Consider the following 14,090-nt stretch of genomic DNA (forward strand, 5'->3'; position numbering starts at 1 on the left):
GGTTAACTCGTTCTTATTGGTTATACCCATTATATTGGTTTAAATGAGCGATTAATCAGATAATTACGTATAGTTTGTCTGCTAGGTGCTCGTTTACCAAGCTTGAATACCTATACTTACTTTTACGCAAGACTGTCGCCTAAAAGTCTCTTATGAAAGTACGTGATTAAGGATGTTGTTATGAACAAAAATTAATACTTGGCCTGCTTTTCGTTGGCATCATCATTTTTCTCGGTGCGAACTTTGGCCAGCACTTAACATTAGAAAACGCCAAAGCTCAACAGCTCGCCCTCGCGGACTACATAGACCAAAACTTCGTCATTGCCGCGGCAACGTATTTTATCGCATACGTAGCAATCACCGCTTTTTCGGTTCCTGGTGCAGCGGTCGTCACTCTATTAGGCGCGGCCTTGTTTGGTTTTTGGACAAGTTTAGTGTTGGTTTCATTCGCAAGTACCATAGGTGCAACACTCGCCTTCTTAAGCAGTCGATTCCTACTTAGAGACTGGGTACAAAGTAAGTTTGGTGACAAACTCAATGCGATTAACCAAGGGGTAGAGAAAGACGGCGCATTTTACCTGTTTTCACTGCGCTTAATCCCAGTGTTCCCATTCTTCCTAATCAACTTGCTGATGGGCTTAACACCCATTTCTGTCGCACGTTTCTACTTTGTGAGCCAGCTAGGTATGCTACCAGGTACAGCGGTATATCTAAACGCAGGTACTCAACTGGCGCAGATTGAATCCTTATCTGGTATTGTTTCACCATCAGTGCTGGTCTCATTTGCACTGCTTGGCCTATTCCCAGTCATTGCTAAATGGGTGATGGCAAAGTTTAGAACATCTCCTCAAGCCAATAATGGAAATGCTTAATGAAAGTCTATTCGGCAGCGAATCCACCCGAAGCTCACATTGTTTGTGAGCTTTTAAAAAGTAACGACATCGAATGTGAAGTTCGCGGAGAAGGCATATTTGGTTTGCAAGGAGAGGTGCCGTTTGGTGAAAACAGTGAGCCCTACGTATGGCTTCTAAATACAAAGCAACACGCCCAAGCGAATGCCTTGATAAAACAATTTAATCAAGAAAATAACGGTGCGGATAAACTATGCTCTGGGTGTGGGGAACTCAATGAGCCTCAGTTTGGTATCTGTTGGCAATGCGGGGCAAGTCTAGACTAGTCGACACTTATTTGCTTTTGAATAAACGCGATCGAATGCTGATTAAATTCATCTGGTCGTTCGACGTTACAAACATGACCACAATCCGGAATTTCAAGCAGTTGACTCTGGCTATGAACGGCGACCATTTCCTTAACCGGTTTGATGAACATGTAATCCCTCTCCCCCATCAGATATAGCGTTGGAATCGGCAACTCTCGATCTTTGAAATACTTCATCAAAGGGTTTACTTCGGCAGTCAAGATAAACCAGCGCTTAAACTCTTTCTGACACAGCTTCTTAGCTTCGCGAATAAATAGGTGACGAGATTCTTTTTGGGTCCTCTGCGGCATCACAATATAAGCAAACAAGCTATATAACCACATGTAAGGCACGATGTGTTTACATAAGTTACCAAGACGAACCAGCACCTGTGAACGGGTGTTAAGACGAGTTACCGCGCCGCCAAGAACCATAGACTTAACTCGCTCTGCAGCCAGCTCAGCTACGTTTCTAACGATGATGGTACCAAGTGACATTCCCACAAAGTGAGCAGAGGAAATCTTAAGGTGATCCAGCACTTGCAAGATATCTTGCGTGACAGCTTTGAAGGTATAGCGATTGGCAATCAACTCCTTTAACAGCTGATTAGATTTGCCATGACCACGTAGGTCGATAAGTAGCAGGTTAAAATGTTGCTTATAAGCCTTGATTTGCTTAAACCAAATCGATGAACTGCCTCCGGCACCATGCACAAAGACCACCCATTCATCACTGGTTGGATGCTCGAAGGTTTTGTGAAATAGCATTGCAGAACTCATAGGATTGGAAACAACTCTTGGTAATAGCAGAACTATGAAGAGTAGCACAAAGTCAGTCGTTTTTGACTGTACTTATGTCAATAGATGTCATTTCTCTGTTTCAACACAAAATAAAAAAGGCGCCTTTAACAGCGCCTTCTATCATTTAAATCTTGTTACTCGTTGAACGCACTATGATAAAGCGATAGGTATTCATCAGCAGCTTTATTCCAGCAGAAGTCCTGCTGCATAGCGTACAACTGAACCCGCTTCACTTCGTTTGGCTGCTGCGCATACAGCAGCAGCGAACGTTGCAAGGTTAGCAACAGAGCAGTTGGCTGTGGTTCATTGAAAACAAACCCGGTCGCACAATTAGGATCGGCATCGTAATCATTGACACTGTCTTTCAAACCACCGACACCGCGCACAATAGGCAAGGTTCCATAAGCCATACTGTAGATCTGATTTAGCCCGCAAGGCTCAAACTCAGAGGGCATCAAAAAGAAATCAGAGCCCGCTTCTACTAAGTGCGCAAGTCCATTGTCGTACGCTTCGATAAACTTGAACTTATCACTATGCAGCGCCTCGACTTCTTTTAGACGAGAAGCCAGCACAGGATCACCAGTTCCAACAATGACAAGTTGAGCCTCATGCTTAAGGAATTGATCGAGTATCGGCAATAAATAATGCACGCCTTTCTGGTTCGTTAAGCGACATACCATACCGTACATAGCAATATCTTTTGTCTCTAAGCCGACCTTTTCCTGCAAGCTGCGCTTACACGCTTTCTTACCTCGTACCATACTTTGACGGTTCGCTCGATAATTCACTGGCAAGTACTGATCCGTTTCGGGATTCCAAGCCGAGTAATCGCAGCCATTCAGAATGCCAACTAAGTCTTCTGCTCGCTGTTGAAACTCCGCAGCCATACCATGACTGCCTAGCTCTGTCTTAAGCTCTTCAGCATAGCTTGGGCTTACTGCATTGATTTTATCTGCATTCAAAACCCCCGCTTTAAGCATCGTCACATGAGATGGGCTCACCGCGGCATCTGGCGCGTAACGCGCATGAAACTCTGGCAAACACTGCAACTCATCATAACTAAACACACCCTTGAACACAGCATTGTGAATAGATAAGACGCTTTTAGTATTGGCGAAAAATGAAGACGATTTAAAGCGATGCTTGATTAAGAAAGGAACCAGCCCCGTGTGCCAGTCGTTGGCATGAACAATGTCAGGTTGAAAGCCCAGTTTGGGAAGCATGTCTAGGCAGGCTGCACTGAAAAAAGCAAATCGCTCACCGTTATCGGCGTAAGCTTGATTATTCTCGGCATACATCTCTGAACGAGCATAATATTGAGGGCAATCAATTGCGTAAACCGTCATGCCTGAAAGACTAAGTTCTTTAACTTTGTAATCAGTATGAGGCCAATGCTCTAACTGAGTTTCGAGTACTACTTGGGCTTCCTCGATACCTGCAACATTTTGGTAGGCAGGTAATGTAAGCCGAACATCTTGTTTAAGTTCGTGGAGAGCAAGCGGCAGTGCCTTAGCCACATCAGCTAAGCCACCACTTTTGATCAATCCTTCAACTTCCGATGCTACAAAGAGAATAGATAAATTCTTAGTAGCCAACACGTGCTCCTTTTGGAATTACAACAATGCCGTCATCGGATACATGGAAGTGCTTTTTGTCTTCAGTAAGATTGACACCAATCTGTGTACCCGGCGCAATATCAGCATCCTTATCGATAATAACGCGACGCAAAACGCAGCCTTCGCCGACTTTTACATCACCCAAAAGGATACTTTCGCTAATATCACACGCAGAAGCAATATTACTTCTAAAACCCAATACACATTTTTCTATGCGCGAGCCACGAACATAGCTGCCGTTACAAACCAAGCTATCAATAATTTGCACACGACCATTATCTGAATCGGTAAAAGTTGCAGGCGGTAGCGGCGGGTAATAAGTGTGTAGCGGCCATTTACGGTTATACAGAGAAAAAGCAGCGTCTTTCTCCAGTAGGTCCATATGCGCTTGCCAGTAAGCGTCAATGGTACCAACATCACGCCAGTAAACTTCTTCTTTCTCGCCAGTAATTCGGTTGGTACTGAAGTCGTAAACAAACACATCCCCACGAGGGAACATCTTAGGAATAATGTCTTTACCAAAGTCATGCGACGATTCTGGATTATCCGCATCCTCGATCAGCTCAGAGAACAAGCTTTGCGCTTCAAACACGTAATTGCCCATAGATACAAGTGCGTGCTCTGGGTCACCTGGAATCGATTTCGGGGTTTGTGGCTTCTCTTCAAAACCAATCATGCGCCCCTCGGCATCGACTTCAATCACGCCAAACTGAGAAGCCTCTGAAAGTGGCATACGAAGTGCAGAAACAGTGAGTGCGGCTTGTTTTTCCTTGTGGAAATCGAGCATCTGCTTGATATCCATTTTATAGATATGATCTGAGCCAAAAATACACACTAGCTCTGGCTCTGCCAGCTCCATAAAACGCAAGTTTTGATAGATCGCATCCGCTGTGCCTTCATACCAGCGCTTACCCGTGCGCATCTGCGCTGGGATCGGATCAATAAAGCGGTCCGTGATGCCATTGATGTTCCATCCCTTTTTCAAGTGATGGAATAATGATTGGGATTTAAACTGTGTCAGTACATAAATACGCATTAAATCTGCATTAACAAAGTTATTTAATGCAAAATCGATCAATCGATAGCTTCCTCCGAATGGGACCGAAGGTTTACTACGAGACTCAGTCAGCGGACGCAAACGTGAGCCTTCTCCACCAGCAAGGATCATTCCTAAAACACCAGCCATTTAATTCTCTCCATATTATATTTTTAGCGGATAAGCGTATTTTTATTTTGGGGGGCTTATCTCATTCCGTAGAGCGCTTTTGCTCCTAATCAAAAGTCACTCAAACAACCTAACGTTGCTAGCCGCCTTCTGCATCGGTGTGCAAAAGGTTTATTATAAGTTATCGTATTTCAGAAAGATTACAATTTAAAATATGCTGTACTAACGAGCTCACATTAATTACTTTTCATCGCCCTGCTGTAGCTCACACTATCTTTTATTCCAGATACAAGTCCGTAACACTATCTCTACAAGCTAGTGATACTCGTCGCAGTTCGTCTACTTTTGAGGCATTTATCAGATAAGTTTAAAGCGATTAGCTTATATAAATTGAGTATGAGATTGACTGTTTATGCAATTCTGTCAATAGGTTTGTCGAATTGGTGGATGTATATAAATTCACCTTGTTTGTCTTTCGCGATATACAAGGCGCGGTCTGCTAAAGTGAGCGCTTCTTTCTCTGTCATTCCCGGCTCGACGATAGTCCCTCCGATGGCAAGTGTCCCCCCGGTGCAGTACACATCTTCTTTTACATCGCGTTCAGTTGAAATACAGGTCTTAATCCGATGCGCTAATTGCTGCAAATTGCAGGAATATTTTGCCCTGACCAAGACTAAAAACTCATCGTCTTCCCACCTTGCGGCTCTATCATAAGCTCGTACCGCGCGGGCGATCCCACACCCCGCAGCATTAAGGGTGTTCTCATAAGTGACTGAGTTGACGTCAATATCACTGCGACCAGTCAACCCTAGATCGATCCAAATCAAACCAAAAGGCTCTTGCTCACGTTCGGAGCGAGCAAGCTCTCTAGAAAGTTCTTGCTCCAGTCCTTTTCGATTCCATAGACGAGTAACAACATCCAATGTCGTCAATTCATCGAGCGCCGCCGTTCGTGATGCGACCAACTTTTGCAACGAGTTACGACTTTGCACAAGTTCTTGCTCTAAGATCGCTAAATTTGACTCCAACGACGTGCTGCGCAATTTGCTTTCCAATTGCACCGTACTTCCGTCTGCCAGCGTTCTAATTTTTGCCACCTGCTCTTCCATCGGCCTGATCCAAACTTTGATACTGTAGTAGTACGCAAAACCACCTAACAACAAACTCAGTGCAAAAAATACGTAGCTCAAATTGGTATACGCCCACGTGGGCAACATACTCGCCACATCGACAAAGGTGAGCTCATACCATCCTAACTCAGCAACATAATGAATCGCGACGACGGCTCGCCCTCCCTCTTGCTCAATCATCAATAGCTCAGCTTCCTGACCTGCTTTTTGCTTACGCATGAACTGGGACAGCACCGTGAAATCATTCTGGTTAGGAACGAAGGTGTCTAAAGAGGGCTTTTCAAACTGTGAGTTTCGCAATGGGTAATCAAACTCTCCTGAATGGAGAATCAATTGAACCCGGTCGGATTCGTCAACAAATAAGGTTTTAAGTGAGGAGGTATGTCGGTAAGCCAACTGATGAGTAAAAAGCTCTATATCCATTCCGGTACCGACGACGCCCAAAAACTGGCCATCGTCAAAAATCGCTTGGTTAATCCAAACTTTAGTCCGGTCAATGTGAATATCTTTGGCAATATTAACGGAAAGGTGTTGCCCTTGCTGTCTCTGGTTGAAATACCACACATCCGTCACTGACTCGGGCTCTAAGTAATAACGGAGATAAGATGGCTGACGTATGCTCTGAACATCGTTGTAATGATAAGAAAGGTCACTATCGAGCACGATGAAAAAGTTTTTTGACTTAAACTGCCAACGATAGCGCTCAAGCACGTCCTCCGCGGTACTCCGATAGACCTCGTCACCCACATTACGAGCCCACGAAACAACATGGGGGTCTTTCGCCACAGTTTGCGCCAATTTGACTTCTTCAAGTATCGGGGAAAGGGTTCGCTCAACATCATACTGCGCAGCGACCTGGCTGTATTTCCAAGTCAAATCTTGGACAACGTTTTCAACCACCTGTTTAGACACAACAAAAGCTGTGAATGCGAATACACCACAGACCAAAATTAAAAATAGCAGTAAGCTCTTTCTTATTTCCATGAACCTTTCCCAACTGACTTTATACCAATAGAAGCTACTAACTTAGTTGTCAAAAGAGAAAGAAGAATTATTAGCTATTTCATAATTTAATACTTACAAGCAATACATTTATCACACTTATAACAAGGTTTGGTGATATTCCACATACTAAAAAGCAGCCGTAGAGGCTGCTTTTTAATTCGAGCGGAGAGATTTATTTCTTCTTCGCTGGCTTTTTACGCTTGTCGGTAATTTCCCACTTACCATCTACGTAAAGTGCAGTATATCCGGAAGGTTTACCATCCACTTCTGAGCGAACATAGTTCTCTTTCGTCTTACGACTAAAGCGAACAACCATAGGCAGACCATCAGGATCTTTCTCTGGCGCTTCTGCCAAGTAATGGAACTTCGGAGAAATACGCTCTTTGAAACGAACCAACTCTTCAACCAGTGGTGCACGCGTTTCACGAGATTTAGGGAAAGTACTTGCTGCTAAGAACAAACCTGACGCCCCATCTCTCAACACAAAGTAAGCGTCTGAGTTTTCACATGGCAGTTCAGGTAGATGAACAGGATCTTCTTTCGGTGGCGCAACTTCACCATTTTTAAGGATCTTACGTGTGTTCTTACATGTCTCGCTAGTGCAATCCATGTATTTACCAAAGCGACCGTTTTTCAGCACCATGTCACTGCCACACTTGTCACATTCGACAACCGGGCCGTCATAACCTTTCACCTTGTACTCACCGTGCTCGACCACGTAACCTTCACAGTTCGGGTTGTTACCACAAACGTGCAGCTTACGCTTATCGTCGATCAAGTAAGCGTCCATCGCCGTCTCACAGATAGGGCAACGTTTTTTCGCTCTTAGTGCAGCCGTTTCAACGTCTTCTTCCAAAACGTTAATGATGCCATCTTCATCACCAAGGTTAATGGTCGTTTTACAGCGTTCTTTTGGCGGCAGTGCGTAACCCGAACAACCTAAGAACACACCCGTTGATGCGGTACGAATCCCCATTGGTCGAGAACAAGTAGGACATTCAATATCAGTGTAAACGATATGATTTGGCTTCATACCGCCTTGCTCTTCATCCAGCTCAGCTTTCGCGAGATCACCGGTAAAATCAGCAAAGAAACTATCTAACACATTCTTCCAGTTGGCATCACCTTCTGCTATCTGGTCCAGCTTCTCTTCCATTTTGGAAGTGAACTCATAGTTCATCAGTTCATCGAAGCTGCCATCTAGACGGTCAGTGACGATTTCACCCATTTTCTCGGCGTAGAAGCGGCGTTGTTCCACTTTCACGTAACCACGATCTTGGATGGTCGAAATGATAGACGCGTAGGTAGAAGGACGACCGATACCGCGCTTTTCAAGTTCTTTAACCAATGCTGCTTCAGTAAAGCGCGCAGGTGGCTTAGTGAAATGCTGTTTAGGGTCTAAAGCGATCAAATCTATCTTATCGCCAACTTGAACGGCTGGCAGAATTTGATCTTCGTTTTTACCCATTGGGCGCTGAACACGAGTCCAGCCATCAAATTTAAGGATACGGCCTTTGGCTTTCAGCGTGTATTCAGCGGCTTTCACGCTAACCGTCGTAGAGTCGTATTTCGCGGGCGTCATCTGACACGCAACAAATTGATTCCAAATCAAAGCGTAAAGCTTGTGCGCGTCCGCTTCCATACCTGCTAGATCATCGGCTTTAACCGCAACATCCGATGGACGAATCGCTTCGTGCGCTTCTTGAGCACCCTCTTTGCTACCATAGACGTTAGCTTTCGCAGGCAAATACTCATCACCAAACTCGCTACCGATAAATCCACGTACGGCTTCTACCGCTTCAGAACTCAAGTTGGTTGAGTCAGTACGCATATAAGTAATGTAACCCGCTTCATAGAGACGCTGAGCTAACATCATGGTTTTCTTAACACCGTAGCCTAAACGAGTACTCGCTGCCTGTTGCAACGTAGACGTAATGTAAGGTGCTGAAGGTTTGCTTGATGTAGGGCGGTCTTCACGTTTACATACTTCGTAAGCCGCTTTCTCAAGCACCGCAATCGCAGATTGGGTTTCAGCTTCGTTAACTGGCTTAAACGCAGTACCGTCTTTCTGCGCAACTTGAAGACGAAAATCTGTTTTATCTGATGTTTTAGTATCGGCGTGGATATCCCAAAACTCTTCAGGGATAAATGCTTTGATTTCACGTTCACGCTCTACCAACAACTTAACCGCTACGGATTGCACTCGGCCCGCAGACAAACCACGCGCGACTTTTTTCCATAGCAGAGGGGAAACCATAAAGCCTACGACACGGTCCATAAAACGACGCGCTTGTTGGGCATTAACACCATCCATGCTCAGCTCACCTGGTTTTTCAAACGCTTGCTGAATGGCATTCTTAGTAATTTCGTTAAACACTACACGTTTGTATCGCTCTTCATCACCACCGATGATCTCACGAAGGTGCCAAGCGATGGCTTCTCCTTCGCGGTCCAAATCGGTTGCGAGGTAAACGCTATCTGCGTCTTTGGCGAGTTTTTGCAGCTCCGCAACCACTTTCTCTTTGCCCGGAAGAACTTGATAGTTTGCTTCCCAGCCGTGATAAGGGTCGATACCCATCTTTTTAATGAGTGCTTTACGGTCTTTTTCTTTTTTAATGCGTGCTTTTTCTTCAGCACTCAAGCCTTTGGTTGATACCGCTGCAGCTTTTTGACCAGTGCTTTGGCCTGCAGTTGGTAGATCACGTACGTGACCTACGCTGGACTTTACGATGAAGTCCTTACCTAAATACTTATTGATGGTTTTCGCTTTTGCCGGCGACTCCACAATAACCAGTGACTTACCCATAATTGACTCAAGTGTCCTATAATGACGCGACATTTAAATTATCGCATGACATACTTAATGCTTCGGTTCTTTTTTTACTATTGAGCGAGATTACAAGAAGATCAATATCTTTTTCAAAAATAAACTTTAACTGCTCGACAAATCGACGAAAGTCGACGGACTTGAAAGTGCCACATACTAAACGGCACATAATCGAGGACGCTAGTCGCTAAACGGATTTTATGCCGCCTGTCACAAAACTGATTCCACTCTTGGCTGCTCTACTTCGCAATTTCATTGATCTGACCCTATTGAATTTAGGTTCGAACCTCTTACAATCGCTCCATTGCCTCTTCTATATAGAAGATAATTCGATTAGTGAGTATGTAAGATGAGTGAAAAGAACGTTATTTCTCAATTTGAGTTGTTGTTGATAGCCAATCACGTCATTCAAGAGCACGACGATTACCTCGAAGGCATGCGTGCTGACAGCGCAGAAGAAAAAGAAGGTGTGCTGGTTTTCAAAGGGAATTATTTCCTCGATGACAACGGCTTACCGACTGAAAAAACGCCAGCTGTATTCAATATGTTTAAATATCTAGCGCATCATTTATCAAAAGAATTTACCTTAGAGAAATAGCAGCACAAAAATGAAAGGGTTGGCACGAAGGCGCCAACCCTTTTTCCTCTCTTGCACTTCGACTCTATGTCGACTAAGAGCTGAGCCCTTCCAACTTATCAAAGTAATCAGGGAAGGTCTTAGAGGTACACTTAGGGTCGTTAATCGTCACTGGCGTATCACTTAACGCAACCAGTGAGAAACACATCGCCATACGATGATCATCGTAAGTGTCTATCGCAGCATGAGTTAATTGCGCTGGAGGAGTGACTATGATGTAGTCTTCCCCTTCTTCGACTTCTGCACCAACTTTACGTAATTCTGTTGCCATCGCCGCCAAGCGATCGGTTTCTTTAACACGCCAGTTGTACACATTGCGAATCGCCGTCGTCCCTTCTGCAAATAGCGCCGTTGTCGCGATCGTCATCGCAGCATCTGGAATATGGTTAAAATCCATGTCGATAGCTTTAAGCGTGCCAACACGGGAGATCACATAGTCGTCTCCCCACTCAATCTCAGCGCCCATTTTTTCTAGTGCGTCAGCGAATTGAATGTCGCCTTGAATACTCTTCTTACCGATGCCCGTCACTTTGATCTCACCGCCTTTGATCGCCGCTGCGGCTAGGAAGTAAGAGGCTGAAGACGCGTCACCCTCAACCAGAAAGTCACCCGGAGCGACATAAGATTGCCCACTACGAATAACAAACTCTTGATAATCACGATTTTCCACTGTTACGCCAAACTGAGCCATAATGTGCAACGTGATATCAATGTAAGGTTTAGAAACCAACTCACCAATAATTTTTATCGTCACGTCATCTTGAGCAAGCGGTGCAGACATCAAAAATGCCGTCAAAAACTGGCTAGAAATCGAACCATCAATTTCGACTGTACCACCTTTTAGACCAGTGCCCGTGATTTTCAGGGGTGGGTAGTCTTGAGCCTCTAAGTATTCAACTTCGGCTCCCGCTTGACGCAATGCATTAACTAGATGGCCAATTGGACGCTCTTTCATTCGAGGTTCGCCAGTTAACACGTATTCACCGCTGCCTAAACAAAGCGCGGCAGCCAACGGACGCATTGCGGTACCTGCATTACCTAAAAAGAGCTCTTGAGCCTCGGCAACATTGAATGGTCGACCTAACCCTTCCACTTCACAGACGGTCTTGTCATCCGACAGTTGATAATTCACACCAAGTTGGGTGAGCGCATTCAGCATATGACGAATATCGTCACTATCAAGCAGGTTAGTGAGACGGGTTGTCCCTTTTGCTAGGGCTGCTAGTAGCAGTGCTCGGTTTGATACACTTTTTGAACCAGGTAGGTTCACTTGACCAGAAACTTTATTGATTGGTTGTAACGTAAGGCTTTCCATTTAAATTGATGTTCCTTGCTCGCCCAGCCTTACCCACCGGACGATGAAAAATTCTTCGTACTTGCAGACTATCTAAAATTTGTAAGTAAAACCAGACCAAATTAACGAATAAATCTGAATAATTATGGTATGACGACCTTGCAGCAATTCCGGCCTATCAATAGGTTTTATCTACTCTGACACCATCATCAAAATAGAGAATACGAACTGGATCACCTTGCTCAAATAGCATACTGTTGTCGATATCTTGAATGACGTTGATTAGCTTACCTTTATCAGTTTTTATCAGTAGCTCAACCAGCTTATATTCGATCCGGTACTCTTGGTTAACCCGATTCCTTGCGACACTAGCGCCAGCAACGGCTCCCACCGCTGTTGCGACCTCTTTTCCTCGGCCATCACCGAACTGATTACCGACCAATCCACCGACAACCGCCCCCAATAATGTTTCCCAGCCAGAACCTTGAGACTGAACGACCTCTTGCTGACTGATGTAACGAACGGTATCCACTTTGCCAAAAACAACTTCATTGACTGGCCTCGCCGTATTTCGCTGGTACGCCGCATTGGCAATTAACGGAAAAACCAATATGATCCAAAGTAATTTCTTCATTTACTAACCCTCTTACTGTATGACGCTCTACCTGACCGAATTAGACCCCGACGAGATATGGTTCCCTTCCCTACAGGATGCATTGGAAGATCCGAACGGCTTGCTTGCACTAGGTGGTGATTTACGACCAGAGCGTCTCATGTTTGCATACCAAAATGGCATCTTTCCTTGGTATGGCCCTGGTGAGCCGATCCTTTGGTGGAGCCCTTCCCCACGAGCAGTGTTTAATCCTAAGACCTTTAAAGCAGCAAAAAGTCTCAAAAAGTATCAAAGGAAGCACGCCTATACGGTCAGTATAAACAGAGCTACCGCCGATGTAATTGACCATTGCGCTTCGCTAAGGTCTCCAGAAGAAACTTGGTTAAATGAGGATATGCGAACGGCCTATAAGACACTGGCTCAACAAGGCTTTTGTCATTCCGTAGAGGTGTGGCATGAAGAGCAGCTTGTTGGCGGGCTATATGGTATTTCTGTTGGCCAGTTATTCTGCGGCGAGTCTATGTTTAGTCTAAAAACCAATGCGTCTAAAGTGGCTCTCTGGTATTTCTGTCATCATTTCAAGCAGTTCGAGGGCCAGTTAATTGATTGCCAAGTAATGAACCCACACTTGGCATCACTCGGAGCCACAGAACTTGAACGAGATGAATTTAGCAAAACACTGCTATCCTTTAGAGGTAAACCATTAAAGCAAGGCTGCTTTTCACAACAGTGGTTAACATCACCGACTGAGGATTTGGATGAGTTCTGATCTACAACAGATTCGTATTGGCTTAACTGATAGCCATCAATGCAGTTACTTGGCTGAACGACAAGAACGGGTGGCCGTTGCCCTTGATCCTGCCATGCATTGTGGCTCCAGTTATGAAATCTTACTTGCCAACGGTTTCCGTCGCAGTGGCGATACTATTTATAAGCCCCATTGCGATAGTTGCTCAGCATGTCATGCCCTGCGCGTGTCTGTTCCAGATTTTCAACAGTCAAAAAGCCAGAAACGTCTGTTTAACAAAGCAAACGCATTCGATTGGCAACTCAAGTTAGAGATGGATGATAATTGGTTTGAACTCTATTCTCGTTACATTGAAGCTCGCCACCGAGCTGGTTCTATGTACCCCCCCAAAAAAAATGAGTTTGCCGCTTTCTCTACTTGCGCCTGGCTCAACACCCAGTATTTGCACATTTATGACCGAGGAAAGCTCATCGCCGTAGCGGTAACCGATATTCTGTCAAACAGTGCTAGTGCTTTTTACACCTTTTTTGACCCTGATTATGAGATCTCTCTCGGCACTTTAGGCGTTCTTTATCAACTAGAATACTGCCGCCAGCAAGGGAAACAGTGGCTCTATTTGGGCTATCAAATCGATGAATGTCCTGCGATGAATTACAAAGTACGCTTTCAACGTCATCAAAGGCTAGTAAATCAGCGTTGGCAAGGGTAGAATACGCCCCAACTTTACTTAATTCATTTTAATCGGCGTTTTTGACCGGTTGAAATCGTCCATTTTTAAAAGAGGATTAAATGGCTAAAGAAGACGTAATTGAGATGCAAGGCACTGTCCTTGATACTCTTCCAAACACAATGTTCCGTGTTGAGCTAGAAAACGGCCACGTAGTTACAGCTCACATCTCTGGTAAAATGCGTAAGAACTACATCCGTATTCTTACTGGTGACAAAGTAACTGTAGAGATGACTCCATACGATCTGTCTAAAGGTCGCATCGTCTTCCGTGCTCGTTAATCTCAGACTGCTTTTGAGCAATCCGAATTAGTCGAATACAACAAAAAAG

The 14,090-nt window shown here is 44.7% G+C and carries 13 protein-coding genes; 6 read left to right on the forward strand and 7 right to left on the reverse strand.

Annotated features, from left to right (window positions below):
• The first annotated feature begins 194 nt into the window (after positions 1-194).
• Together RH45_RS19260 and RH45_RS19265 are read left to right on the forward strand one after the other, a co-directional pair.
• Positions 195-872: a TVP38/TMEM64 family protein gene (locus tag RH45_RS19260; RefSeq protein ID WP_039958940.1), complete on the forward strand. Its 678-nt coding sequence runs from the start codon at positions 195-197 to the stop codon at positions 870-872.
• Entirely contained in the window at positions 872-1,177 is a 306-nt protein-coding gene (locus RH45_RS19265) for a putative signal transducing protein (RefSeq protein WP_008080417.1), read from the forward strand. Before RH45_RS19260 ends, RH45_RS19265 begins: the two co-directional genes overlap by 1 nt.
• On the opposite strand, the gene RH45_RS19270 is transcribed toward RH45_RS19265, so the two are convergent.
• The 5 genes from RH45_RS19270 to topA all read right to left on the reverse strand — a co-directional run bounded on the left by RH45_RS19270 (position 1,174) and on the right by topA (position 9,720).
• Positions 1,174-1,977: an alpha/beta fold hydrolase gene (locus RH45_RS19270; protein WP_008080419.1), complete on the reverse strand. Its 804-nt coding sequence runs from the start codon at positions 1,975-1,977 to the stop codon at positions 1,174-1,176. The two genes, RH45_RS19265 and RH45_RS19270, sit on opposite strands and share 4 nt — an antisense overlap.
• A gap of 155 nt (positions 1,978-2,132) precedes the next feature.
• Positions 2,133-3,593 (reverse strand): glycogen synthase GlgA, encoded by a 1,461-nt coding sequence (gene glgA / locus RH45_RS19275; protein ID WP_008080421.1) that lies wholly within the window; start codon positions 3,591-3,593, stop codon positions 2,133-2,135.
• Positions 3,583-4,800, reverse strand: a complete 1,218-nt coding sequence (gene glgC / locus RH45_RS19280) for a glucose-1-phosphate adenylyltransferase (RefSeq protein WP_008080422.1) — start codon at positions 4,798-4,800, stop codon at positions 3,583-3,585. Before glgC ends, glgA begins: the two co-directional genes overlap by 11 nt.
• Positions 4,801-5,189: 389 nt before the next feature.
• Positions 5,190-6,893, reverse strand: a complete 1,704-nt coding sequence (locus tag RH45_RS19285; RefSeq protein WP_008080424.1) for a GGDEF domain-containing protein — start codon at positions 6,891-6,893, stop codon at positions 5,190-5,192.
• A 193-nt stretch (positions 6,894-7,086) separates the two neighbouring features.
• Positions 7,087-9,720: a type I DNA topoisomerase gene (topA, locus tag RH45_RS19290; protein WP_008080426.1), complete on the reverse strand. Its 2,634-nt coding sequence runs from the start codon at positions 9,718-9,720 to the stop codon at positions 7,087-7,089.
• Between the two features lie 370 nt (positions 9,721-10,090).
• Here topA and RH45_RS19295 point away from each other — a divergent pair, with 370 nt between their 5' ends.
• Entirely contained in the window at positions 10,091-10,339 is a 249-nt protein-coding gene (locus RH45_RS19295) for a YciN family protein (protein WP_008080428.1), read from the forward strand.
• A gap of 73 nt (positions 10,340-10,412) precedes the next feature.
• Here the strand turns inward: RH45_RS19295 and aroA are convergent, their stop codons facing one another.
• Together aroA and RH45_RS19305 are read right to left on the reverse strand one after the other, a co-directional pair.
• Complete coding sequence (aroA, locus tag RH45_RS19300) at positions 10,413-11,693, reverse strand: 3-phosphoshikimate 1-carboxyvinyltransferase (RefSeq protein WP_008080429.1); 1,281 nt, start codon at positions 11,691-11,693, stop codon at positions 10,413-10,415.
• Between the two features lie 157 nt (positions 11,694-11,850).
• Positions 11,851-12,306: an outer membrane lipoprotein gene (locus RH45_RS19305; protein ID WP_008080443.1), complete on the reverse strand. Its 456-nt coding sequence runs from the start codon at positions 12,304-12,306 to the stop codon at positions 11,851-11,853.
• Positions 12,307-12,325: 19 nt separating this feature from the next.
• Between RH45_RS19305 and aat the strand changes: the two genes are divergently transcribed.
• The 3 genes from aat (at position 12,326) to infA (ending at position 14,041) form a co-directional block, all read left to right on the forward strand.
• A complete protein-coding gene (gene aat / locus RH45_RS19310) occupies positions 12,326-13,054 on the forward strand; it encodes a leucyl/phenylalanyl-tRNA--protein transferase (protein WP_039958942.1) in 729 nt (242 codons plus the stop codon).
• Positions 13,044-13,742 (forward strand): arginyltransferase, encoded by a 699-nt coding sequence (locus RH45_RS19315; protein WP_008080447.1) that lies wholly within the window; start codon positions 13,044-13,046, stop codon positions 13,740-13,742. Before aat ends, RH45_RS19315 begins: the two co-directional genes overlap by 11 nt.
• Positions 13,743-13,822: 80 nt before the next feature.
• Positions 13,823-14,041: a translation initiation factor IF-1 gene (infA, locus tag RH45_RS19320; RefSeq protein WP_001040192.1), complete on the forward strand. Its 219-nt coding sequence runs from the start codon at positions 13,823-13,825 to the stop codon at positions 14,039-14,041.
• Positions 14,042-14,090 lie beyond the last annotated feature (49 nt).

This window comes from Vibrio sinaloensis DSM 21326, assembly GCF_000189275.1.
GTDB classification, from domain to species: domain Bacteria; phylum Pseudomonadota; class Gammaproteobacteria; order Enterobacterales; family Vibrionaceae; genus Vibrio; species Vibrio sinaloensis.